General features: G+C 72.9%; 24 protein-coding genes. 16 read left to right on the forward strand and 8 right to left on the reverse strand.

What is annotated here, in order from left to right:
* Positions 1-44: 44 nt before the first annotated feature.
* The gene (locus ACN263_RS05030) at positions 45-1,577 is read left to right on the forward strand and encodes an alpha/beta hydrolase (protein ID WP_422738665.1); all 1,533 of its coding nucleotides are present in this window, start codon (positions 45-47) and stop codon (positions 1,575-1,577) included.
* A 14-nt stretch (positions 1,578-1,591) separates the two neighbouring features.
* Here ACN263_RS05030 and ACN263_RS05035 read toward each other — a convergent pair whose 3' ends face one another.
* Together ACN263_RS05035 and ACN263_RS05040 are read right to left on the reverse strand one after the other, a co-directional pair.
* Positions 1,592-2,074 carry a DUF6232 family protein gene (locus tag ACN263_RS05035; protein ID WP_357127474.1) on the reverse strand — a complete coding sequence of 161 codons (483 nt, stop codon included), beginning with the start codon at positions 2,072-2,074 and terminating at the stop codon, positions 1,592-1,594.
* Between the two features lie 211 nt (positions 2,075-2,285).
* Positions 2,286-2,765, reverse strand: a complete 480-nt coding sequence (locus ACN263_RS05040; RefSeq protein WP_422738666.1) for a DUF6232 family protein — start codon at positions 2,763-2,765, stop codon at positions 2,286-2,288.
* Between the two features lie 98 nt (positions 2,766-2,863).
* Here ACN263_RS05040 and ACN263_RS05045 point away from each other — a divergent pair, with 98 nt between their 5' ends.
* Positions 2,864-3,637: an enoyl-CoA hydratase/isomerase family protein gene (locus ACN263_RS05045; protein WP_422738667.1), complete on the forward strand. Its 774-nt coding sequence runs from the start codon at positions 2,864-2,866 to the stop codon at positions 3,635-3,637.
* Positions 3,638-3,752: 115 nt separating this feature from the next.
* A complete protein-coding gene (locus tag ACN263_RS05050) occupies positions 3,753-5,375 on the forward strand; it encodes an acetolactate synthase (RefSeq protein ID WP_422738668.1) in 1,623 nt (540 codons plus the stop codon).
* A gap of 48 nt (positions 5,376-5,423) precedes the next feature.
* On the opposite strand, the gene ACN263_RS05055 is transcribed toward ACN263_RS05050, so the two are convergent.
* The 3 genes from ACN263_RS05055 to ACN263_RS05065 are packed head-to-tail and all read right to left on the reverse strand — an operon-like array spanning position 5,424 to position 6,553.
* Positions 5,424-5,831, reverse strand: a complete 408-nt coding sequence (locus tag ACN263_RS05055; RefSeq protein WP_422738669.1) for a PLD nuclease N-terminal domain-containing protein — start codon at positions 5,829-5,831, stop codon at positions 5,424-5,426.
* A 27-nt stretch (positions 5,832-5,858) separates the two neighbouring features.
* Entirely contained in the window at positions 5,859-6,164 is a 306-nt protein-coding gene (locus ACN263_RS05060; RefSeq protein WP_422738670.1) for a DUF202 domain-containing protein, read from the reverse strand.
* On the reverse strand, positions 6,161-6,553 hold the full coding sequence (locus ACN263_RS05065) for a YidH family protein (protein ID WP_422738671.1): 393 nt from the start codon (positions 6,551-6,553) through the stop codon (positions 6,161-6,163). Before ACN263_RS05065 ends, ACN263_RS05060 begins: the two co-directional genes overlap by 4 nt.
* 42 nt (positions 6,554-6,595) lie before the next feature.
* On the opposite strand from ACN263_RS05065, the gene ACN263_RS05070 reads away from it, so the two are divergent.
* The 4 genes from ACN263_RS05070 to ACN263_RS05085 all read left to right on the forward strand — a co-directional run bounded on the left by ACN263_RS05070 (position 6,596) and on the right by ACN263_RS05085 (position 9,745).
* On the forward strand, positions 6,596-7,393 hold the full coding sequence (locus ACN263_RS05070; RefSeq protein WP_422738672.1) for a GNAT family N-acetyltransferase: 798 nt from the start codon (positions 6,596-6,598) through the stop codon (positions 7,391-7,393).
* Positions 7,390-7,803 carry a hypothetical protein gene (locus tag ACN263_RS05075; RefSeq protein WP_422738673.1) on the forward strand — a complete coding sequence of 138 codons (414 nt, stop codon included), beginning with the start codon at positions 7,390-7,392 and terminating at the stop codon, positions 7,801-7,803. Before ACN263_RS05070 ends, ACN263_RS05075 begins: the two co-directional genes overlap by 4 nt.
* A gap of 187 nt (positions 7,804-7,990) precedes the next feature.
* Positions 7,991-8,770 carry an electron transfer flavoprotein subunit beta/FixA family protein gene (locus tag ACN263_RS05080; RefSeq protein WP_422738674.1) on the forward strand — a complete coding sequence of 260 codons (780 nt, stop codon included), beginning with the start codon at positions 7,991-7,993 and terminating at the stop codon, positions 8,768-8,770.
* A gap of 15 nt (positions 8,771-8,785) precedes the next feature.
* A complete protein-coding gene (locus ACN263_RS05085; RefSeq protein WP_422738675.1) occupies positions 8,786-9,745 on the forward strand; it encodes an electron transfer flavoprotein subunit alpha/FixB family protein in 960 nt (319 codons plus the stop codon).
* A gap of 96 nt (positions 9,746-9,841) precedes the next feature.
* Here ACN263_RS05085 and ACN263_RS05090 read toward each other — a convergent pair whose 3' ends face one another.
* Complete coding sequence (locus ACN263_RS05090) at positions 9,842-10,642, reverse strand: anti-sigma factor domain-containing protein (RefSeq protein ID WP_422740598.1); 801 nt, start codon at positions 10,640-10,642, stop codon at positions 9,842-9,844.
* Positions 10,596-11,198: an RNA polymerase sigma factor gene (locus ACN263_RS05095; protein ID WP_422738676.1), complete on the reverse strand. Its 603-nt coding sequence runs from the start codon at positions 11,196-11,198 to the stop codon at positions 10,596-10,598. Before ACN263_RS05095 ends, ACN263_RS05090 begins: the two co-directional genes overlap by 47 nt.
* 230 nt (positions 11,199-11,428) lie before the next feature.
* On the opposite strand from ACN263_RS05095, the gene ACN263_RS05100 reads away from it, so the two are divergent.
* From ACN263_RS05100 to ACN263_RS05130, 7 genes are all read left to right on the forward strand, one after another.
* A complete protein-coding gene (locus ACN263_RS05100) occupies positions 11,429-12,259 on the forward strand; it encodes a DUF4397 domain-containing protein (protein ID WP_422738677.1) in 831 nt (276 codons plus the stop codon).
* Complete coding sequence (locus ACN263_RS05105; protein WP_422738678.1) at positions 12,256-12,921, forward strand: class F sortase; 666 nt, start codon at positions 12,256-12,258, stop codon at positions 12,919-12,921. Before ACN263_RS05100 ends, ACN263_RS05105 begins: the two co-directional genes overlap by 4 nt.
* Before the next feature lie 107 nt (positions 12,922-13,028).
* The gene (locus ACN263_RS05110; protein WP_422738679.1) at positions 13,029-14,204 is read left to right on the forward strand and encodes a cysteine desulfurase family protein; all 1,176 of its coding nucleotides are present in this window, start codon (positions 13,029-13,031) and stop codon (positions 14,202-14,204) included.
* A 161-nt stretch (positions 14,205-14,365) separates the two neighbouring features.
* Positions 14,366-15,439 (forward strand): tRNA 2-thiouridine(34) synthase MnmA, encoded by a 1,074-nt coding sequence (gene mnmA, locus ACN263_RS05115; RefSeq protein ID WP_422740599.1) that lies wholly within the window; start codon positions 14,366-14,368, stop codon positions 15,437-15,439.
* A gap of 77 nt (positions 15,440-15,516) precedes the next feature.
* Entirely contained in the window at positions 15,517-16,521 is a 1,005-nt protein-coding gene (locus ACN263_RS05120; protein ID WP_422738680.1) for a methionine synthase, read from the forward strand.
* A 37-nt stretch (positions 16,522-16,558) separates the two neighbouring features.
* Positions 16,559-16,930, forward strand: a complete 372-nt coding sequence (locus tag ACN263_RS05125; RefSeq protein ID WP_422740600.1) for a VOC family protein — start codon at positions 16,559-16,561, stop codon at positions 16,928-16,930.
* A 31-nt stretch (positions 16,931-16,961) separates the two neighbouring features.
* Positions 16,962-17,975 carry an ADP-ribosylglycohydrolase family protein gene (locus ACN263_RS05130; protein WP_422738681.1) on the forward strand — a complete coding sequence of 338 codons (1,014 nt, stop codon included), beginning with the start codon at positions 16,962-16,964 and terminating at the stop codon, positions 17,973-17,975.
* A 438-nt stretch (positions 17,976-18,413) separates the two neighbouring features.
* Here ACN263_RS05130 and ACN263_RS05135 read toward each other — a convergent pair whose 3' ends face one another.
* Entirely contained in the window at positions 18,414-18,974 is a 561-nt protein-coding gene (locus ACN263_RS05135) for a type II toxin-antitoxin system PemK/MazF family toxin (RefSeq protein ID WP_422738682.1), read from the reverse strand.
* A 521-nt stretch (positions 18,975-19,495) separates the two neighbouring features.
* On the opposite strand from ACN263_RS05135, the gene ACN263_RS05140 reads away from it, so the two are divergent.
* Positions 19,496-20,578: an IS110 family transposase gene (locus tag ACN263_RS05140; protein ID WP_422736454.1), complete on the forward strand. Its 1,083-nt coding sequence runs from the start codon at positions 19,496-19,498 to the stop codon at positions 20,576-20,578.
* 280 nt (positions 20,579-20,858) lie between these two features.
* The gene (ligA, locus tag ACN263_RS05145) at positions 20,859-22,994 is read left to right on the forward strand and encodes an NAD-dependent DNA ligase LigA (protein ID WP_422738683.1); all 2,136 of its coding nucleotides are present in this window, start codon (positions 20,859-20,861) and stop codon (positions 22,992-22,994) included.
* Positions 22,995-23,024 lie beyond the last annotated feature (30 nt).

Below are 23,024 nucleotides of genomic sequence, written 5' to 3' on the forward strand. Positions count from 1 at the left end.
GCCGGAGCGGTCCGTCGCGGCACGCCCGACGGTAGGGTGCCGGCATGTCGGCCGCACCGCCGCGCCACCCACCGAGCCCTCGGATCGCCGTCCTGCTCGCCGTGCTCGCGACGGTCACCGCCGCGCTCGGCGCGACGGTGCTGGTACGCGCCGACGCCGGCCTGACCGTGCGTCAGGTCACCGTCGACGGCGTACCGATGACCGAGGTGCGCGCCGGCCCGCCGAACCCGGACGTCCGGCGACCCGGCGTGGTGATCGCACACGGCTTCGCCGGCTCGGCACGGCTGATGCGCCCGATCGCCGACACCGTCGCCCGTCGGGGAGCGGTCGCGCTGGTGTTCGACTTCGCCGGGCACGGTGCCAACCCGGCCCGGCTCGGTACCGGCACGTCGCCCCCGACGCTCGCCGCCGACCTGGACGTCGCGGTCGCATTCCTGCGGTCCCAGCCGGATGTGGACCCGGCCCAGATCATGCTGGTCGGGCACTCGATGGGCGCGGGCGCGGTCACCCGGTACGCGGTCGAGCACCCCGAGATCGCAAGGACCGTGGCGATCTCGCTGCCCGAGGCCGGCGAGTTGCCGCCCGGGCGTCCGACCGAACTGCTGCTGATCGTGGGAGGCGCGGAGTTCCCGGGGTTCCGGCGGGCCGCCGACGACGCCGCACGGCGGGGCGCGACGGTGGGTCGGCGGCCCGCCGTCGTGGTGCCGGGGGTGGAGCACATCTCGGTGCTCTTCGCCCCGCGCACCCACGAGGAGATCGTCCGCTGGCTGCCCAGCGCGGACGGGAACGCCTCGCCCCGACCGCTCGCCCGCCTCGCCGGCGCGGCGCTGCTGCTGGTGGCGTTCGCCGTCGGCCTGGTGCCGCTGGCGGCGCTGCTCCTGGGCCGCCGGCCCGCCCGGACGTCCGCCGCAGGCCGGCGGGCTGCGGGGGAGCCGGCGCTGCGCGGTCCGGCCCTGCTCGGGTTGGTCATCGTCGCCAGTGGCGTCGCCGCGGCCGTCGCCACCGTCCTGCCGACCAGCCGCCTTCCGCTCGCGGTCGGCGGTTACGTGACCGGCTTCCTGCTGGTCACCGGCCTACTGACGATCGTCGGTCACCGCTGGCTGCCCGCCGTGACGCGTGCCCCGGAGGTGATCGACGAGCAGGTCGGTAGCCGTACGCCGATCCGGACCACCGTCGGGGCGTCGGTGCTGACGGCGTACGCGATTCTCGCCGTGGCGCTGCCGATCCACCTCGGACTGACCTGGGCGCGGCCGGTCGGCGCCCGCTGGTGGCTGCTCCCGTTGGTGGTGGGAGCGTGCCTGGTGTTCCTGCTCGGCGTCGAACTGGTCGCGGCGGGCCGGACGTGGCGTCGCCTGCTGGCCGTCGCGGTCACCGTGGTCGCGCTGTGCGCGGCTGTGGTGGTCGGTCTGGCACCCGGGTTCGTGCTGCTGGTGGTGCCGCTGTTCGCCGTACTGCTCGGCTGGCATGTGCTGTGGGCGGCGGTGCTGCGCCGGTACGGGAGCCCGCGCTGGCTACCGGCCCTGGTGGGCGCGGCCCTGCTGGGCTGGCCGATCGCCACCACCCTGCCGTTGACCTGACGGCGCGGGGGTGTTCACCGATGGTCGCCCTGCTGTTCGACGGCGCGCTGCACGGCCCGGTAGATCTGCCCGAACCGCAGCGCGTCCGGGGTGCGCAGAAGTAGGTGCTCCTGCCCGTGGTGCTGCACCCACAGCTCGTGCACGTGGCTGCCGCGCTCGTAGGAGCGGTCCAGCCAGCCGAGGGGGATCTCCAGGAAGGGGGCCAGTGCCAGTGCCCCCACCGCGCAGGCGGCGAGGATGATCAACGCCAACTGCCAGTTGCCCCGGTCCTGGGCGGACCAGGCCAGCGACACCACGCAGACCAGCGCCACGAGGGGTGGCAGCGACAGCAGCAGGACCAGCACGCCGCGACCCAGCACCCGGCCGCGTACGGCGAGGGTCTTCGGCCCCCGTTGGTGCCAGACGAACGTCACGTCGGGCAGGGCGATCACCTGACCGCCCGCCCGGATCGACTCGGAGGTCACCTGCACCGCGTCGTCCCGGTAATAGAGGGTCATCACTAAGCCTAACCACCGCAAGGCAACCCCGCCCGCCCCGCGCCCCGCCCCGCACCCGCCCCCGCCCCGCCCCGCCCCGCCCCGTCGATCTTGCACTTTCTGCTGCGACATAACGTGGCATAGACGCCCTTATTGGCAACAGAAACTGCAAGATCGACGGGGTGGGGTGGGGTGGGGTGGGGCGGGGCGCGGGTGCGGGAGGGGTGGGGGGCTAGCGGCGGGCGGCGGGGTGGGCGGGTTGCGTCGCGTCCATGGCACGCTGGACCGCCCGGTAGATCTGACCGAAGCGCAGCGCGTCGCCGGTGCGCAGGAGTCGTACCGGTTGACCCCGCCAGCGGGCCCAGATCTCCAGTTGGCGACTGCCCCTGGCGTACGACCGGTCGAGGTGTTCGAAGAGGAAGTCGGCGACCGGGCCGACGGCCAACCCGACCAGCACCGAGGCGCCGACGATCGCGATCGTCACGGTGGGTGAGCGGTGCAGCCAGACGGCCACGCCGATGCCGAGCACCGCCGCCACCAGCGGACCGGCCAGGGCGGCGCCGATCGCGCCCCGTCCGGCGAGCACCCGCCAGGAGCGGCTGCCACGGCGGTGCCAGACCATGGTGATCTCGGCCAAGGGGTAGCTGCGCCCGTCGACCTGGACGGCGGTGGAGGTGACCCGTACCGACCTGTCGTCGTAGAAAGTGATCATGGTTGGACTCCCGCCCGCGGCGCTGACACCACAGTACTTACCCCAACGAGCCGGGTCGTAAGGTTGGCACGCGACTTCGACGAGGAAGTGAGGGCAGCGTGGGCGAGTTCGTTCGGCTGGAGACCACTGACGGCATCGGCACCATCCGGCTGGAGCGGCCGCCGATGAACGCGCTCAACACGCAGGTGCAGGAGGAGTTGCGCGCCGCCGCCACGGCGGCCACCGCCGACCCCGAGGTCCGCGCCGTCATCGTGTACGGCGGGGAGAAGGTCTTCGCCGCCGGGGCGGACATCAAGCAGATGGCCGCCATGTCCTACGTGGACATGGCCGACCGGGCGGCGGCCCTGTCCAGCGCGCTCGGCGCGATCGCCCGCATCCCCAAGCCGGTGGTGGCGGCGATCACCGGGTACGCCCTCGGCGGCGGCTGTGAGCTGGCGCTGGCCTGTGACTGGCGGGTGGTCGCCGAGGACGCCAAGCTCGGCCAGCCGGAGATCAAGCTGGGCGTCATCCCCGGCGCGGGTGGGACGCAGCGGTTGGCCCGTCTGGTGGGTCCGGCACGGGCCAAGGATCTGATCATGTCCGGGCGGATGGTGGACGCCCAGGAGGCGCTGCGGATCGGTCTCGCCGACCGGGTCGTACCGGCCGCGGAGGTGTACGACGCGGCCGTCGCGCTCGTCACGCCGTACCTCAATGGGCCGGTGCAGGCGCTGCGCGCCGCGAAGCTGGCGGTCGACGGCGGCCTGGACATGGATCTGAACTCGGGCCTGGCCTGGGAGAGTCAGCTCTTCGCGGCGCTGTTCGCGACCGACGACCGGCGTGAGGGCATGGCCGCGTTCGTGGAGAAGCGCAAGCCGGACTTCACCGGCCGCTGACGGCCCGGGATGGCCGGTCGGCGGCAGCCGCCAACGACCGAACCGAGAACGGTTCACATTCTGCCTACCGGCCAGTAGCGTGTGACGTCGGCCATCTGCGACCAAAGGAGCGGCGATGACGGAGCGGATCGAAGGTCACGGCGGGGAACTGGCCCTCGCGGCCATACGGGCGCACGGCGTGCGGGAAATGTTCACCCTCTCCGGTGGCCACGTCTTTCCGCTCTACGACGCCGCCCACAAGACCGACTTCCCGATCTACGACGTCCGGCACGAGCAGTCGGCGGTCTTCGCGGCCGAGGCGGTGGCGAAGCTCCAGCGCCGCCCCGGCCTCGCCGTGCTCACCGCCGGCCCGGGTGTCACCAACGGCATCTCCGGCATGACCAGCGCCTTCTTCAACGCATCCCCGGTGCTGGTGCTCGGTGGTCGGGCCCCCGCGTTCCGGTGGGGTTCGGGCAGCCTCCAGGAGATGGACCACCTGCCGCTGGTCGCCCCGGTCACCAAGCACGCCGAGACGGTGTTCAGCACCGACGACATCCCACGCGCGGTCGACGCCGCCCTCACCGCCGCGCTCACCCCGCACCGGGGCCCGGTCTTCCTCGACTTCCCGCTGGAGACGGTCTTCTCGGTCGCCGACGCGGACCTGCCCACGCCGTCCGGCGTCGACGCCGTCGAACCGGACCCGGACGAGGTCAGCCGGGCCGCCACGCTGATCGCCGGCGCGCAGCGGCCGGTCATCATCGCCGGTTCGGACGTGTACGCCGGTGACGCGGTGGCCGCGCTGCGCGAGGCTGCCGAGGCGTTGCAGGTGCCGGTGTTCACCAACGGGATGGGCCGTGGCTCGCTGCCGCCGGAGCACCCGCTCGCCTTCGCCAAGGCCCGCCGCGCCGCGCTCTCCGGCGCCGACGTCGTCGTGGTGGTCGGCACGCCGCTGGACTTCCGGCTCAGCTTCGGCGACTTCGGTGACGCCAAGGTGGTGCACATCGTCGACGCGCCCAGCCAGCGCGCCACGCACGTCCAGCCGGCCGTCGCCCCCGCCGGCGACCTGCGCCTGATCCTCTCCGCGCTGGCCGACCACGCCGGCGACCGGGCCGACCACGCCGACTGGATCGCCGACCTGCGGGTCGCCGAGGACGCGGCGAAGGCCAGGGACGCCGCCGAGATGGCCGCCGAGACCGACCCGATCCGGCCGGCCCGGATCTACGGCGAGCTGCGCCGGGCACTCGCCCCGGACGCCATCACCATCGGCGACGGCGGTGACTTCGTCTCGTACGCCGGGCGCTACCTGGAGCCGGCGCAGCCCGGCACCTGGTTGGACCCGGGTCCGTACGGCTGCCTGGGCACCGGCATGGGCTACGCGATGGGCGCCCGGGTCAGCCACCCGGACCGGCAGATCTGCGTGCTGATGGGCGACGGCGCGGCCGGCTTCTCGCTGATGGACGTCGAGTCGCTGGCCCGCCAGAAGCTGCCCGTGGTGATCGTCGTCGGCAACAACGGCATCTGGGGGTTGGAGAAGCACCCGATGCGCGCCATGTACGGCTACGACGTCGCCGCCGACCTCCAGCCGGAGCTGCGCTACGACACGGTGGTCAGCGCGCTGGGCGGGGCGGGGGAGACGGTCGCCAAGGCCGCCGACCTCGCGCCGGCACTGCAACGGGCCTTCGACTCCGGCGTGCCGTACCTGGTCAACGTGCTCACCGACCCGACCGACGCGTACCCCCGCTCGTCGAACCTGGCCTGAGTCACACCCGCCGCCGTCGCCGCTCCTCGGAGGGCGACGGCGGCGCGCTCACACCTCCGGCCGCTCGCCCTCGCGGGGCGGCTCGCCGTCGCGGCGGCGCAGGTCGTCCTCGCGCCGACGCAGGTCCTCCTCCCAGCGGCGGAAGAGTTCCGCGTCCTGCTGCTTGGCGCGGTCCTGCACCGAGCGGAGGAACTCCGGGTCGTCGTCGGGAGCGAGTGGGCGGCGCTGCTGCCGCTCGACGGCGCCCGGCCACGCCCTGGGTGTGGAGGTGCCGGGCTCGCGTCCGGCCACGAACCAGGCGATCGACCCGACCAGTGGGAAGAACAGGATGATCAGCACCCAGGCGATCCGGGGCAGGGCACGGATCTGACCCTCCTCGACGGACAGGCAACTGATCAGCGCGCAGACGGCGAGGACGATCTGCGCCAGGAAGAGGAGTACGTACAGCCGGGCCATGCACCCATCATGGCGCACGGCGTCGCGTCAGCGTAGTCCGCGAACCGTCAGCAGCACGCCGAGCAGCGCGAGTCCGACCGAGCCCAGCGCGACCAGCGGCAGCGTCCGGTCACCGGTACGGGCCGCGCCGACGCCGGTGGCACGCGGCCAGCAGAGCACGAGCAGGCCACCCCAGACCAGCACGGCCGCGCCGACGACGAGAGCGCCGAACACGCCGCCGTCCGCCGCCAGCCGGACGGCCAGCGCGGTCACCACGGTCAGCGTCAGCAGGGTGCGCCGCCAGGCCAGCCGGGTCCGCTCCGGTTGCAACCCCGGATCGCGTCCCGTGTTCACCGTTCCCCGACCGCCCGGGCCAGGACCGCGATCACCAGCAGGACGGCCCCCGCGCCCACGGCGATTGCGAGGACGGCGGGGAAGCGGGAGGCGGGCAGCTCCTGACCGAGCCGGATGGCCCGTTCGGTACGCGCCCAGTGGTCCACGGCGCGGATCGCGACGGTGCCGCCGAGCAGCAGCAGCGCGACCGCGATGATCTCCCGCAGGTGGCTCATCGGCAGCGGCGGCAGGAACTGCGCGGCGGCCAGTCCGCCGCCGACCAGCGCGAGCCCGGTGCGCAGCCAGGCGAGGAAGGTCCGCTCGTTGGCCAGGGAGAACCGGTAGTCCGGTGTCTCACCGACGGCGCGCGCCTCCGCCGGGTCGAACCAGCGCCTGATCGCTTCCCACACGCTGGGAGATTATCCGCTTCCCCTGAGCCTTAGCCTGGTCCGGTGACCGATCTTGATGTGAACACGCTGCGCGCCGCCTACGACAACCAGCTCCGCCCGGAGATCCCCGACCCGGTTCCGGCCGGCGTGACCGTCGAGCGGGACGGCCCGCTCGTGCGGATCACCGGACTCGACGCGGGTGGCTTCCTCACCTACCGCGACCTGGGCGGGCTGACCGGCGACGCGCTGGACGAGCTGATCGCCCGGCAGGTGGCGCTGTTCCGCGAGCGCGGCCAGTCGGTGGAGTGGAAGCTCAACGAGCACGACGAGCCGGCCGACCTGGCCGACCGGCTGCGCGCCGCCGGCTTCGTGCCGGAGGACCGGGAGACCGTCGTGGTCGGGCCGGTCGCGCCGCTGGCCGCCGCGCTGCCGGTGACCCCCGAGGGAGTACGCCTGCGTGAGGTGACCGCCCGGGAGGACCTGGAGCGCATCGCCGCCATGGAGGAGGAGGTCTGGCAGGCGGACCGCTCGCACCTGGTGTGGGGCCTGGCCAAGGAGATCGACGCCGACCCTAACTCGATCACCGTGGTGGTGGCCGAGGCGGACGGTGCGGTGGTGAGCGCCGGCTGGGTGCGGTTCCCGGCGAACACCGGCTTCGCCACCCTCTGGGGCGGCTCGACCCTGGCGCAGTGGCGGCGCAAGGGCATCTACCGGGCGTTGGTCAACTACCGGGCGCGGCTGGCCGAGCAGCGGGGTCGCACGCTCGTGCAGGTCGACTGTTCCGAGGACAGCCGGCCGATCCTGCAGCGACTCGGTCTCGTCGCCGTCACCACCACCACGCCGTACGTCTACACTCCGTGATCATGGAGCAGCGGTTGACGGACGAGGAGCGCCTGACCCTCAAGACGGGCGCGTTCGGCGCGGTCTTCCTGGTCTCGAACGCCGACCCGGGCATGCTGGGCGTGATCCGCGAGAGCGTGGCCGCCTCGGGCGCGCTCGCCGACGCCAGCGGCGTGGTCAAGGAGGCGCTGACCACCGGCCCGCTGCCCCGCCTGCCCCGGGACTCCCAGTTGGAGATCGAGTCGGTGGTGCTGCCGGCGCTCGGTCGGGCGGTACGCATCCTGCGGGAGAAGTCGCCGGCCGACGTCGAGGCGTACCGGTCGGTGGTGCTGAGCGCGGCGGACCGGGTGGCCCGCGCGCACGACGGGGTGGCCCCGGCCGAGGCCGCCGCGATCGAGCAGATCCGGGACGCGCTGGCCGAACCCGTCTGACCTGCGCCGCGCCGGTGACCTGTGTCACTCTGCGTGCCCGGCGACGGTAACCTACTGGCAGGTAACATGGCCGCGTGGGCAACTGCACAGCAGCCCGCGGTTGACCGGGCGTCGACCGACACGCGAGGCTGCGGCCCAGACCGGGCGAGCCAAGGGCAACACCACACAGGAGGGTCGTCGAAGCGCGATGAACATCGTCGTACTCGTCAAGCAGGTGCCTGATTCGGGCGCGGACCGCAACCTGCGCAATGACGACAACACCGTCGACCGCGGTTCGGCGAACAACGTGATCAACGAGATGGATGAGTACGCCATCGAGGAGGCGCTGAAGATCAAGGAGGCGCACGGCGGCGAGGTCACCATCCTGACCATGGGTCCGGACCGGGCGACCGAGTCGATCCGCAAGGCGCTCTCCATGGGCCCGGACAAGGCCGTGCACGTGGTGGACGACGCCCTGCACGGCTCCTGCGCGGTGGCCACCTCCAAGGTGCTCGCCGCCGCCCTCGGGCAGCTCAATGCCGACCTGGTGATTTGCGGCGCGGAGTCCACCGACGGCCGGGTCCAGGTGATGCCGCACATGATCGCCGAGCGGCTCGGCGTCGCGGCGCTCACCGGCGCCCGCAAGCTCACCGTCGACGGCGCGACGCTGACCGTCGAGCGGCAGACCGAGGAGGGCTACGAGGTCGTCACCGCCGCCACGCCGGCCGTGGTCTCCGTGTGGGACACCATCAACGAGCCGCGCTACCCCTCCTTCAAGGGCATCATGGCCGCGAAGAAGAAGCCGGTGCAGACGTACTCCCTGGCCGACCTGGGCGTCGCGCCGACCGAGGTGGGCTTCGACGGTGCCACCAGCGCCGTCGTCGAGCACACCAAGCGTCCGCCGCGCTCCGGCGGCGCCAAGATCACCGATGAGGGCGAGGGCGGCGTCAAGCTGGTCGAGTTCCTCGCCACCGAGAAGTTCGTGTGAGAGGGGCTTTACGACATGTCTGAGGTTCTCGTCGTCGTCGAAGCCACCAAGGAATTCGGCGTCAAGAAGGTCACCCTGGAGATGCTCACCCTCGCCCGTGAGCTGGGCACCCCGAGCGCCGTGGTGCTCGGCGGCCCCGGCGCGGCCGAGGCGCTGAGCGGCAAGCTGGGCGAGTACGGCGCGGAGAAGATCTACGCCGCCGAGGGTGACGACATCGACGGCTACCTGGTGGCCCCCAAGGCGACCGTGCTGGCCGAGCTGGTCGAGCGGGTGCAGCCGGCCGCCGTGCTGCTGGCGTCGGCCCAGGAGGGCAAGGAGATCGCCGCCCGGCTCGCCGTCAAGCTCGACAACGGCATCCTGACCGACGTGGTCGGCCTGGCCGCCGACGGCACCGCCACCCAGGTGGCCTTCGCCGGTTCCACCATCGTCAAGTCCAAGGTCACCAAGGGTCTGCCGCTGGTCACCGTCCGGCCCAACTCGGTCACCCCGAGCCCGGCCGCCGCCACCCCGGCGATCGAGCAGCTCACCGTGTCGGTCACCGACGCCGACAAGCTGGCCAAGGTGGTCGAGCGGGTCGCCGAGCAGAAGGGCTCCCGCCCCGAGCTGACCGAGGCCGGCGTGGTCGTCTCCGGCGGTCGTGGCGTCGGCAACGCCGACAACTTCAAGCTGGTCGAGGAGCTGGCCGACCTGCTCGGTGGCGCCGTCGGCGCGTCCCGCGCGGCCGTCGACTCCGGCTTCTACCCGCACCAGTTCCAGGTGGGCCAGACCGGCAAGACGGTCTCCCCGCAGCTCTACGTGGCGCTGGGCATCTCCGGGGCCATCCAGCACCGGGCCGGCATGCAGACCTCGAAGACGATCGTCGCCGTCAACAAGGACGGCGAGGCGCCGATCTTCGAGCTGGCCGACTTCGGCGTGGTGGGCGACCTGTTCAAGATCGTCCCGCAGGCCGCCGAGGAGATCCGCAAGCGCAAGTGATCGTGTGACGCAGAAAGTGGCCGCCCGTCGTGACGGGCGGCCACTTCTTTCGTGGGGAGCTGATCGGCGGGCCGGGGAGCTGAGCCGGCCCGCCGATCAGCCCGTCAGGGTGCCCCTCAACAGGCTGTCGCCGGAGTGGCGGGTGTTGTTGTCGTACTGCTCGGCGGACACGTCGACCACCGAATAGCTCTTGAGGTCGACGTTCGGGGGCAGGGGCAGCAGAGCGTCCGCGTCGCCACCGAGGGTGCCGATCGAGAACATCTCCATCGTCGTCGGATTGATGAGCCAGACCTCGTAGTACCCCGGCACGCGCGGGAGATTCGCCACATGCAGATGCAGTTGGCCGCCCTGGAGGACCCGCGCGTCGCCCTGGGCCGATTTCGGCGTCGAGCCGAACGCCGCCAGTGGCGCGCTGGCCAGCACCGTCGGCGTCTTAGCAGGCTCCGGTTCGGTGGGCCGCAGCACCGTGACCGTACCCACCACACCGATCGCCGCCGCCGCGAGCGCGGTGACCGTGGTGGCCGCCCAGCGGGACCAGCCACGGCTCCGGCGGGACCGACGCGTCGGATCGAGCCGGGTGACCGCCTCGGTCTCCGTCCCGCGGGTCTGCCCGGGCACCTGCTGCCGGTCGGCGCCGGTCAGCACCGCCACGGGGGCGGGAGCCGCCGTGCCCTCGGCCGCCCGGATCTGGGCCTCGATGCCCTGCCAGAGGTGCGCCGGCGGCTCGGGCAGGTCGCCGAGGCCCTGCGTCTCGGCGCCGAGCCCGGCCACCTGGCGCAGGGTCGCCAGTTCGGACCGGCAGTGTGCGCAGGTGTCGAGGTGGGTGCGCTCCCCGTCGTCCGCCTCGCTCTCACCGAGCGCCAGAAAGACCAGCCGCTCGTGCTCCAGGTGCTGCACCATCCACCTCCCATCTGCGTTTCAAGCTCGCCATGCCGCGTCGGATGTGACTCTTCACGGTGCCCAACGGCACCCCGGTCACCGCGGCGATCTGCTGGTGTGTCAGGTCGTCGTAGAAGGCCAACTCCAACATGCGCCGCTGGTCGTCCGGGAGGCGCGCCAGTTCGTCCGCGATCACCAGCCGATCCACCACCCGGTCCGGGTCCGGGCCGGTCTGCGCCGGCTCGGGCAGCTGTCGGACCGTCTCCACCACCCGGGTCTCCCGCGCCGACGCACGCATCCGGTCGATCACCTTGCGCCGGCCGATCCCGAGGAGCCAGCCGACCAGCGATCCCTTGGTGGGATCGAAGGTGTCCCGGCCGAGCCACGCGCCGACGAACGTCGCCTGGGTCACGTCCTCGGCGTCGGCCCGGTTGGCGAGCATGGAGGTCGCCAGGTGCAGGACGGCTCGGCCGTAACGGTCGTACGCCTCACGCAGCGCCGCCTCGTCGCCGGCCCGGAACCGGGCCGCCAGGTCGTCCGTCGGTGGGTCCGGTTGCGGTGGCAGCGCCGTCATGGGGCGGCCCACCTTCGCTGGGGCATGCCCGACTGTAACTCCCACAGCCCTCGCCCCACTTCCCCGGTCAGAGTCATCTCACCTGCTCTTCGTCCGCCGAGGGTGATCTGGATGCGGCCGGCGCCGAGAAAAGAAAACGCGTTGAGAGCGCATCCACCCGCATCGGAGCCGGCGTAACCCGTTCTGCAAGCCAGGCCTGACGAATCAGCATTAATCACCAGGAGGTAGACATGCAGCTCTCGTACTTCCGTCGGGTCGCCGCGGGCGGCGCGGTCGCCGCGCTGGCCTTCGCCGGTGTCGGCGCGTTCACCGCCACCCCCGCGTACGCCGCCACGTCGAAGGTCTCCGTCGTGCACGGCATCCCGGACACCCCGGTCGACGTCTACGTCAACGGCAAGAAGACGCTCGACAACTTCAAGCCCGGTGACGTGGCCGGCCCGCTGAACCTGGCCGAGGGTGAGTACGACATCGCCCTCACCAAGCCCGGCGAGCCGGTCGGCAGCGCGATCCTCAAGGTCGACGACGCCAAGGTGCCGGGCGGGGCGAACATCAGCATCGCCGCGCACCTCGACGCCGCCGGCAAGCCGAAGATCACGCCGTTCGTGAACGACGTCTCCAAGGTCGACGCCGGCAAGGCCCGCCTGATCGTCCGGCACACCGCGGCCGCCCCGGCGGTCGACGTACGCGCCGGTGGCACCCCGGTCTTCAAGGGCCTGACCAACCCGAAGGAGGCCAAGGGCGACGTCGACGCCGGTGAGGTGAAGGCGGACGTGGTGCTGGCCGGCACCGACACCGTGGCCATCGGTCCGGCGGACCTGAACCTCAAGGAGGGCACCGCGACGATCGTCTACGCGATCGGCTCCGCCGAGGCCAAGAACCTGGACGTGGTGGCCCAGACCATCACCGGCCTGCACTCCGCCCCGGGCGGTGTGCCGAGCGGTGACGGTGGCCAGGCGGGTACCGGCGTGAACACCTGGTGGTACGTGCTCACCGGCGCCGGCGTCCTGCTGCTCGTCGGTGGCGGGGCGCGGATGGCGACCGCGCGGACCGGCCGCCGGTGACGGTGCGCAACCGCGGCGCGCTGGCGGCCCTGGCCGCCGGCGTTGCCGCGCTCACCGTCGCCACCCTGGTGGCGTGCAACTCCCAGCCGGCCGAGAACGTCGGCACCGAGGAGGCGACCGCGCTGGCCAGCGCCGCACCGACCACCGACCCGTCGGCCCCCGCCGTCCCGTCGGTTCCGGTGACCGCCGGCGACCTGCCGGTCGGGGCGGAGACTGTGCCTCCGGTGCGGCTGGTCATCCCGGAGATCGGCGTCACCGCCACGGTCAACGCCGTCGGCATCAACGAGCGCACGAACGAGTTCGAGGTGCCGCCGAGCGTTGATGAGATCGGCTGGTACCGGTACGGCCCCGGCCTGGAGGCGGACGCCGGATCGGTGGTGATCGCCGGCCACGTGGACAGCGCCAGACAGGGCAAGGGGGCGTTCTTCCGGCTGCGCGAGCTGGACCAGGGCGACACCCTGACCGCGACCGGCAGCGACGGCAAGGCCCGGCGGTACCAGGTCGTCGCCCGGGAGGAGTACGCCAAGACCAAGATCCCGTTGGACCGGTACTTCGCCCGGGACGGCAAGCCGCGGCTGACCCTGATCACCTGCGGTGGGCCGTTCGACGCCAAGGCCCGCAAGTACCGCGACAACATCGTCGTCACGGCGGTGCCCGCCTGACCGGGCCGGGTTCGTCTCCTGCCGGGGTGCTCCCCGCGCCCCGGCACGAGACGCGGCGTCCACTCCGCTCTCCGGTCCCCGGCCGGTCGGCCGTACGCTGAGGGGTGATGGCTTACCTGGATCACGCGGCTACCACCCCCATGCTCGACGAGGCACTGGAGGCGTACGTCGCCACCGCCCGCGAGGTCGGCAACGCGTCCTCCCTGCACGCGGCGGGTCGTCGTGCCCGTCGCCGGGTCGAGGAGTCGCGCGAGCGGGTGGCCGCGGTGCTCGGCGCGCGGCCGTCCGAAGTGATCTTCACGGGTGGTGGCACGGAGAGCGACAACCTGGCGGTGAAGGGCATCTTCTGGGCCCGCCGGGACGCCAACGCCGACCGCCGGCGGGTGATCTCCAGTGCCGTCGAACACCACGCCGTGCTCGACTCGGTCGACTGGCTGGCCGAGCACGAGAACGCCGAGGTCGGCCTGCTGCCGGTCGACGCCACCAGCCGGCTCGACCCGGCGGACCTGCGCGCCGAGCTCAGCGCGCACGCCGAACGGGTGGCGTTGGTCACCGCGATGTGGGCCAACAACGAGGTCGGCACCGTGCAGCCGGTGGCCGAGCTGGCCGCCGTCGCCGCCGAGTACGGGGTGCCGTTCCACACCGACGCCATCCAGGCCGTGGGCCAGGTACCGGTTGACTTCGCCGCCAGCGGGGCCGCCGCGCTCACCGTCACCGGCCACAAGCTGGGCGGCCCGATCGGGGTGGGTGCCCTGCTGCTCGGCCGGGAGGTGGCCGCCGTACCGCTGCTGCACGGTGGCGGCCAGGAGCGCGACGTCCGCTCCGGCACGCTGGACACCGCGGGCATCGTCGCCTTCGCGGTCGCCGTCGAGGCGGCGGTCAAGGGCCAGCAGGAGTACGCGGCCCGGGTGGCCGCCCTGCGCGACGACCTGATCGAGCGGGTCCGCCACGCGGTCCCCGAGGTGATCTACAACGGCGACCCGACCGACCGGCTCCCCGGCAACGCGCACTTCTCCTTCCCGGGCTGTGAGGGCGACGCCCTGCTGCTTTTGCTCGACGCCCAGGGCATCGCCTGCTCGACGGGCTCGGCCTGCTCGGCCGGTGTCGCCCAGCCGTCGCACGTACTGCTGGCGATGGGCGCCGACGACGACCGCGCCCGTTCCTCGCTGCGGTTCACCCTCGGCCACACCAGCACCCAGGCCGAGGTCGACGCCCTGGTGGCGGCCCTCCCCGCAGCGGTGGAACGAGCCCGCCGAGCAGCCTCCCCCCGAACCCCCCGCTAACCCCCCCCGCCCGGCGTGGTCCCGGGCGTCCCTGCGCGTCGATCATGAAGTTGTTGCCCTGCGGATCGGCGTGTCGTGGCAATAACTTCATGATCAACGGGGTGCCGGGGGTGGGGGTCGGTCCGGGACGGTGGATAGGGTTGGCGGGGAGGGGGTTTGTGGTGAGAGTTCTGGCGGCGATGTCGGGCGGGGTTGACTCGGCCGTGGCGGCGGCGCGGGCGGTGGCGGCCGGGCACGACGTGACCGGCGTGCACCTGGCGTTGGCGCGCAACCCGCAGACGTACCGGACCGGCGCGCGCGGATGCTGCACGCTGGAGGACTCCCGGGACGCCCGCCGGGCGGCCGACGTGATCGGTATCCCGTTCTACGTGTGGGACATGGCGGACCGGTTCCACGAGGACGTCGTGGACGACTTCGTGGCCGAGTACGCCGCAGGTCGTACGCCCAACCCGTGTCTGCGCTGCAACGAGAAGATCAAGTTCGCGGCGGTGCTGGACCGGGCGATCGCGCTCGGCTTCGACGCGGTGGTCACCGGTCACCACGCCCGGCTCGGCCCGGACGGGCTGTTGCGCCGCAGCGTCGACATCGCCAAGGACCAGTCGTACGTGCTGGCGGTCCTCACCCGCGAGCAGCTGGACCGGTCGATGTTCCCGCTCGGCGACTCGACGAAGGCCCAGGTCCGCGCGGAGGCCGCCGAGCGCGGCCTGGCGGTGGCCGAGAAGCCGGACTCCCACGACATCTGCTTCATCGCCGACGGCGACACCCGAGGCTTCCTCGCCGGCCGGCTCGGCGAGACGCCCGGCGACGTCGTCGACGCGAGCACCGGCGCGGTGGTCGGCAGCCACACCGGGGCGTACGCGTACACGGTGGGCCAGCGTCGCGGCCTGCACCTGGACCGGCCCGCCCCGGACGGTCGGCCGCGTTACGTGCTCTCCATCACGCCCAAGACCAACACGGTGACGGTCGGCCCGGCCGAGGCGCTGGAGGTCTCCCAGGTGCGGGCCACCCGCCCGGTGTGGACCGGCGGTCCCCGACCGGACGCGCCGGTCGAGTGCGAGGTGCAGCTCCGCGCGCACGGCGACGTGGTGCCGGCGACCGTCGACCTCGACGGCGAGGCGCTGCACGCCGAGCTGCGCCGACCGGTCCGCGGTGTCGCCGCCGGTCAGGCACTGGTGGCGTACCGGCCGGACCCGGCCGGCGACATCGTCCTCGGCTCGGCCACGATCGCCGGCTGACCGGGCGGCTCCTGGCCCGCGGTGGATGTCGGACGGTCGTCGCACGGCCGGCCTGGACGCCGGGATAGCCTTCGGCCGTGACAGATCAGGCGTGGCCCTGGCCGGCCGGCGCGGCCACCGGCATCGGTTCGCTGCCCGGCACCGACATCGCCGAGGCCCAGCGGGTGGTCCTCGGCGAGCTTCCCGACCTGCCGCACCTGCCCGAGCTGCCGGCCCGTGGCCCCGGCGCCGACCTCATCGGCCGCAGCGCCGGGCTGCTGGTCGAGCTGCCCGTCGAGCTGTACGCCGGGCGTTGGCGGGTAGCCCCCCGCCCCGGCCGTGACCTGCGCCGGGCCCGGGACCTGATGGAGCGTGACCTGGACCAGCTCACCGAGCAGGCCGAGGGGTACGCCGGTCCGATCAAGGTGCAGGCCGGCGGCCCGTTCACCCTGGCCGCCTCGCTGGAGCTGCCGATCGGTGGCCGGCTGCTGCGCGACCCCGGCGCCGTGCGCGACCTCACCGGCTCCCTCGCCGAAGGGCTGCGCGAGCATGTCGCGGCGGTCGCGCGCCGGCTGCCCCAGGCGTCGGTGCTGCTGCAACTGGACGAGCCGTCGCTGCCGACCGTGCTGGCCGGACGGGTGCCGACCGAGAGCGGGCTGGGCGCGTACCGGGCGGTGGAGTCGGCCGACGCGGCGGCCCTGCTGCGCACGGTCGTCGACGCGGTGGCCGTACCGACCGTGGTGCACTGCTGCGCCCCGGACGTGCCGTTGGAGCTGATCCGCTCCACCGGTGCCGTCGCGGTCGCCCTCGACCTCGACCTCGTCACCGACCTGGATCCGCTGGGCGAGGCGATCGACGCCGGCCTCGGGCTGTTGGCCGGCGCCGCGCCGACCCGGCCGCCGTCGGCCGGTGGCGCACCGACCTCCGGGCAGATCGCCGAGCGGGTACGCCGGATCTGGGACCGCCTCGGCTTTCCGCGCCGGCAGCTCGCCCGGCAGGTGGTCGTCACCCCGGCGTGCGGCCTGGCCGGCGCCACTCCCCAGTACGCCCGGGCGGTGCTCGCGGCCTGCCGGGACGCCGGCCGCCGGTTCACCGAGGAGTGACGTTTTCCTGTCGTACGCGATGGGCAGGATGACCGTCATGATTGGACAGCTACGTTCAGTGGTGATCGACTGCCCCGACCCGCGGGCGTTGGCGGGGTTCTACTCCGAACTGCTCGGCATCCCGCTGTACGAGAACGAGGGCGAGGCCGATGACGAGTGGGTGGTGCTGGGCGGCCCGCCCGGGCACCAGCCCCGCCTGGCGTTCCAGCGTGCGCTCACCCTGCGTCCGCCGGCCTGGCCGGACCCGGAGCGTCCGCAGCAGTTCCACATCGACGTGACGGTTGACGACATCGAGACCGCCGAGAAGGCGGCGCTCGCGCTCGGTGCGCGGCGGCTGCCCGGCGAGGGCGACGGTTTCCGGGTCTACGCGGACCCGGTCGGCCACCCGTTCTGCCTCTGCTGGGACTGACCGCGCAGCACGGCGGTTGCGGCGGCCGGGCATGATGGCCACCGTGACCTCCACCGCCGTGCTGCGCGCCTCCGGTTCGCTCTTCGGTCTCGCCTACGGCGACGCGCTGGGCAGGCCCACCGAGTTCCTGACCGTCGCCGAGATCGAACGCCGCTACGGTCCGGCCGGCCCGCGTGAGTTGACCGGCGACCCGGCGCTGGTCACGGACGACACGCAGATGGCGCTGGCGGTGGGCGAAGCGCTGCACGAGGCGTCGAGGCTCACACCGGAGGTGGTCGAGCCGCTGCTGCAACGCCGCTTCGTCGCCTGGTCGGTCAGCCCGGACAACAACCGCGCCCCCGGGATGACCTGCCTGCGCGCCTGCGTCGACCTGGGTCGAGGGCTGCGTTGGCAGGAGGCGACGGTCGCCGGCTCGAAGGGCTGCGGCGCGAACATGCGGGTCACGCCGGTGGGGCTGCTGGACGTCGACCTCGACACGATGGCCGGTCTGGCCCAACTGCAGGCCGGGCTCACCCACGGCCACCCGACCGGTCTGGCCGCCAGCGAACTCACCGCCTACGCGGTCGTCGCCCTGCGCGGCGGCGTCGGCCTGCCCGAGTTGCCGGCGGTGCTCAGCGAGCGGGCGCGATCCCAGCGCCGGGTCTACCACCAGGACTGGCTGGGCGATCTCTGGCGTCGTCCGGGGGTCGACACGCCGGAGGAGTTCATCGCTCGCGGTTGGGACGAGTGCCTGGCGGCGCTGCACCGACTGACCACCGCCCTGGCCGCACCGGACGACGGCGGAGACCCGTGCCGGGCCACCGGGGAAGGGTGGGTGGCCGAGGAGGCGCTGGCCACCGCGCTGTTCTGCGCCGTACGCCACGCCGACGACCCGGTCGCGGCACTGGCCCGGGGCGCGACCACCGCCGGCGACTCCGACTCGATCGCCGCCCTGGCCGGCGCCTTCGTGGGCGCGGCAGTCGGCATGGCCGCCTGGCCGTCCGGTTGGGCCGAGCGCATCGAGTACGCCGACCGACTCGCCACCCTCGGCAAGAGCTGGGACTGACCGCCCGTCCCGGCGCGGCCTGCCCCGGCGCGGCCTGCCCCGGCGCGGCCCGTCCCGGTGGCGCGGCCCGGTCTGGCGCGGCGCGGCCTGGTGTGGCGCGGCCTGGTGTGGCCGTCCCGGGGCGGCCCGGCGCCGCCCGGCCGGGCTGGCGCGTGCCAGTCCGCGGTGATCGACTCGGGTTTCTGGAAGTCGGGGTGTTGCTGGCGGGTGGACAGGCCGGGTTCCGGGATGTCGAGTCGATCATGGGCTGGGCTGGGCTGGGCTGGGCTGGGCTGGGCTGGCCGGGGGCGGCGCGGCCCGGCTTGGGGCGTGCCAGTCCGCGGTGATCGACTCGGGTTTCTGGAAGTCGGGGTGTTGCTGGCGGGTGGACAGGCCGGGTTCCGGGAAGTCGGGTGGATCACGGGGTAGACCCGCGCTGGGCTCGCCCCGGTCCGGCGGTCAGCCGGTGGGCAGGTGGCGCAGGCTGCGGACCGTGCGCCACAGGTCGGCGTCGCAGCGGCCGGCGCGGTCGGCGAAGTCCGCCGAGCTGATCCGGACCGGCTCGGTCAGGCTGAGGTAGCTGTCGTGCTCGGCACCCGGATCCCAGTCCCGGGTGGGGATCCGGATGTGGTCGTCCCGGTCGCTCTTGTCCTGACTCGTGATCTTGAGGACGTCGGCGCCCCGCGAGTCGGCGCGTAGCACCAGGCAGGGGCGGACCTTGGAGCCACTGCCGTCGGCATACGGCACGTCGGCCCACCAGATTTCACCCGCCGCCGGAGCATCGGCGGCCCGATCGGTGCCCCGGGAGCGGGGCGTCGCGCCCGTCCGATCGGTGCCACGCGGCCTCGGCGGCGCGGAACGGCGGTCACCCGCGCGGGTCGTGGCACTTCTACCGGGCCGGTCGGTCGAGCGCGGGTCGGTCGAGCGCCGCGCGGCCGCCCGGTGCCGCCAACTGTTCCACGCCCAGCCGGCCGCCACCGCCAGCAGGATCGCCGCCGCCCAGAGCAGCGCCTCGGTCATCGCCACCTCCGTGTCAGGGCGGCACACCGGCCGCTTCGTGCGGCGATCCTCGCACGTCAAAGCCCTCGCCGCCCGCCGACGACCCCCCAGCCCCCCGCGCCGCACCGCCACGCTCTCAGGCAGCCCTCCCGCGTCCCGCACCTGGCCCGGCCGACCCTCACCCGCGCCGATCTTGCACTTTCTGCTGCGGCATTCCGGGCATACCGCCTTCTATCGACGACAGAAACTGCAAGACGCTTCTATGTCGGTGGTGATCGGTTCGGCTGGTTGCCGTTAGGTTCGGCGTCGATGATCGCTTGGGTGACTCATTGCCGATCCGGCCGCTCGGAGTGCGGGCGTGCCTTGTGCAAGACCTGTCCCCAGGTGGTCGTCGGCGCCGGCCCGGCCCACCTTGCTGGCCTGATCAGAAGCCTGCCCGTGCGAGCACACGTGGCCCATCACAGATTTGCCGCCGAGGTGACTGCATCCCGAGCCGACGCCGACTGTCCCAGTCGTGTCTGGCAAAGGGAGCAACAACTGAGATGGCACAGATCGTAGAGCGGGTCACGGATCGCTATGACGTGGTGGTGGGGGTGGATACCCACACCGACACGCACACCGCGGCGGTGCTCGACCGGTTCGGAGCGGTGCTGGCGCAGGTCACCGTGTCCACCGACCCGGACGGGTTGAGCCAGCTGCTGGCCTTCGCCGCCACGCACACCCCATCGCACGGGCGCCGGTTATGGGCGGTGGAGGGCACCCGGGCGCACGGTCAGGGGCTGTGCCGACTGTTGAGCGCTGCCGGTGAACCGGTCTGCGAGGCACCCAAACCCGTCGCGGCGACCCGCCGCCGGGGCGGCAAGTCCGACCAACTGGACGCGGTCGCCGCCGCCCACGCCGTGCTGGCACTGTCCACCGACCGCATCACGGCACCCCGCAGCGACGGACCACGCGAGGCGCTGCGTCTGCTGCTGGTCTGCCGCCGCCACCACAGCGACACGCGCACCGCCACGGTCAACCTGGTCAAAGCGCTGATCCTGACCGCCGACGACGCCCTACGCCACGCCATACAAGGGCTCAGCACCACCCACCAGATCGCCCGTCTGGCCGCCCTCGACCTGCCCGACAACACCCACCCGCCCACCGAGGAACACACCCGCCGCCGCGAACTGGCCACCCTCGCCCGTCACATCCACACCCTCGACGCCGCACTGACCGACAACCACCGACGCCTACGCACCCTCGTCACCGAACTCTGCCCACCCCTGCTCGACCAACCCGGAATCGGACCCGTCACCGCCGCCATCGCCCTCACCACCTGGTCACACCCCGGCCGCGTCCGATCAGAAGCCGCCTACGCCACCCTCGCCGGCGCCGCCCCCATACCCGTGGCCAGCGGCCGCACCGACCGACACCGCCTCAACCGCGGCGGCGACAGAACCCTCAACAGCGCCCTGCACACCATCGCCCTGACCCGCCGCCGCATCCACCCCGAAACCCGCGACTACATCAACCGCCGCCGCGCCCAAGGCCGCACCACCAAAGAAATCAACCGCTGCCTCAAGCGCTACATCGCCCGACAGCTCTACCGCATCATCACCACCCACCACCGCACCGCCACTTGACAACCCCACTCACAGATCGGCGGGAGTTTGGCGACGGGCCCGGGGTGGCCGGGTGTGCCTTTGCCGATCTGGGGGCGTGCTGACGCTGGGACACCACGACATCGGCGATGTGGATTCGATCAAGACGGGCGAGTTCGGTGGCGACACGCAGCGTGGTATCGAGGTCGGGCGCGTGGGGCCGCATCGTCGGCGCGGGTGGGCGGCGGATTGTCGGCCCGGACCGATACCGTGCCTTAGTAGCGTGATCAGGGAGGTCGCAGGCGTGTCCGAAGGTGGCGGGGTGTCCGAGGAGCAGATCGGTCAGCAGGTCAGCCCGGCTCAGGAGGCGGCGGCCGGCGCGGATCCGACGCCGCAGGCGCGGGAGCGGCACGCCACGCTCAGCCGTGAGCTGACCGAACATCAGTACCGCTACTACGTCCTGGACTCGCCGATCATCACCGACGCCGAGTTCGACAAGCAGCTGCGCGAGCTGGAGGCGTTGGAGCAGGAGTTTCCCGCGCTGCGTACGCCGGATTCGCCGACCCAGCGGGTGGGTGGCACGTTCTCCACCGACTTCACCCCGGTCACCCACGCCGAGCGCATGCTCTCGCTCGACAACGCCTTCGCCGACGAGGAGCTGGCGGCCTGGGCCGAGCGGGTCGAGCGGGACGCCGGCGGCCCGGTGCCCTACCTCTGCGAGCTGAAGGTCGACGGCCTGGCGATCAACCTGACCTACGAGGCCGGTCGACTGGTCCGGGCGGCCACCCGGGGCGACGGCCGCACCGGCGAGGACGTCACCGCCAACGTGCGCAGCATCCGGGACGTGCCGAGCCAGCTCACGCCGTCCGCCGAGTTCCCGACGATCCCCGAGCTGCTGGAGGTCCGGGGCGAGATCTACTTCCCGGTCGCCGCGTTCGCCGACCTCAACGCGGGTCTGGTCGAGCAGGGCCGGGCGCCGTTCGCCAACCCGCGTAACGCCGCTGCCGGCAGCCTGCGGCAGAAGGACCCTCGGGTCACCGCCTCCCGGCCGCTGCGTCTCGTGGTGCACGGCATCGGCGCCCGTCGGGGGTTCCAGCCCGTCGCGCAGTCCGAGTCGTACGCGGCCCTGAAGGCGTGGGGGCTGCCGACCAGTGACCGGTGGCGGGTCGTGCCGGACCTGTCCGGCGTCGCGGAGTACATCGCCTACTACGCCGAGCACCGGCACGACGTCGAGCACGAGATCGACGGTGTGGTGGTCAAGGTCGACCCGGTCTCCATCCAGGGCCGGCTGGGCTCGACCAGTCGTGCCCCGCGCTGGGCGATCGCCTTCAAGTATCCGCCGGAGGAGGTCACTACCAAGCTCATCGACATCGACGTCAACGTGGGGCGTACCGGTCGGGTCACCCCGTTCGCCGTGCTCGAGCCGGTGCGGGTGGCCGGCTCGACCGTCGCGCTCGCCACCCTGCACAACGCCCGGGAGGTGGAGCGCAAGGGCGTGCTGATCGGCGACACGGTGGTGCTGCGCAAGGCCGGCGACGTGATCCCCGAGGTGCTCGGTCCGGTGGTCGACCTGCGGCCCGCCGACGCCCGCCCGTTCGTGATGCCGACGACCTGTCCGTCCTGCGGCACCCCGCTCGCGCCGTCCAAGGCGGGCGACGTCGACATCCGCTGCCCGAACACCCGCAGCTGCCCGGCCCAGCTCCGCGAGCGGGTGTTCCACCTCGCCGGCCGTGGCGCGTTCGACATCGAGGTGCTCGGCTACAAGGGCGCGGCGGCGCTGCTGGACGCGGAGATCATCGCCGACGAGGGTGACCTCTTCCAGCTCGACGCCGACCAGCTGTCCCGGTCGCCGTTCTTCGTCAACAAGGACGGCAGCCTCGGCAGCAACGCGGTCAAGCTGCTCGACAACCTGGCCGTCGCCCGGGAACGTGACCTGTGGCGGGTGCTGGTGGCGCTCTCCATCCGGCACGTCGGTCCCACGGCTGCCCAGGCGCTGGCCCGGCACTTCCGCTCGATGGAGGCCATCGAGGCGGCCAGCGAGGAGGAGTTGTCCTCGGTCGACGGGGTCGGGCCGACCATCGCGGCCAGCATCCGGGAGTGGTTCGCCGTGGACTGGCACCGCGAGGTGGTCCGCAAGTGGGCCGACGCGGGCGTACGGATGGCCGAGGAGGCGGTCGACGAGGGCCCGCGTCCGCTGGAGGGGCTGACGGTCGTGGTGACCGGCACCCTCGCCGGCTTCTCCCGTGACCAGGCCGCCGAGGCCGTGCAGAGCCGGGGCGGCAAGGTCAGCGGCTCGGTCTCCAAGCGGACGAGCTTCGTGGTCGTGGGGGACAACCCGGGTTCCAAGGCCGACAAGGCGGCCAGCCTCAAGGTGCCGGTGCTGGACGAGGACGGGTTCCGGCTGCTGCTGGACGCGGGTCCGGACGCAGCGCGGGGGGTCGCCCGCGTCGAGGGCTGACGCCGGTACGTCGCCGAGGTGGCCGCCGCG

The sequence above is a fragment of the Micromonospora sp. WMMD729 genome (assembly GCF_049315225.1).
Classification (GTDB): Bacteria; Actinomycetota; Actinomycetes; order Mycobacteriales; family Micromonosporaceae; genus Micromonospora.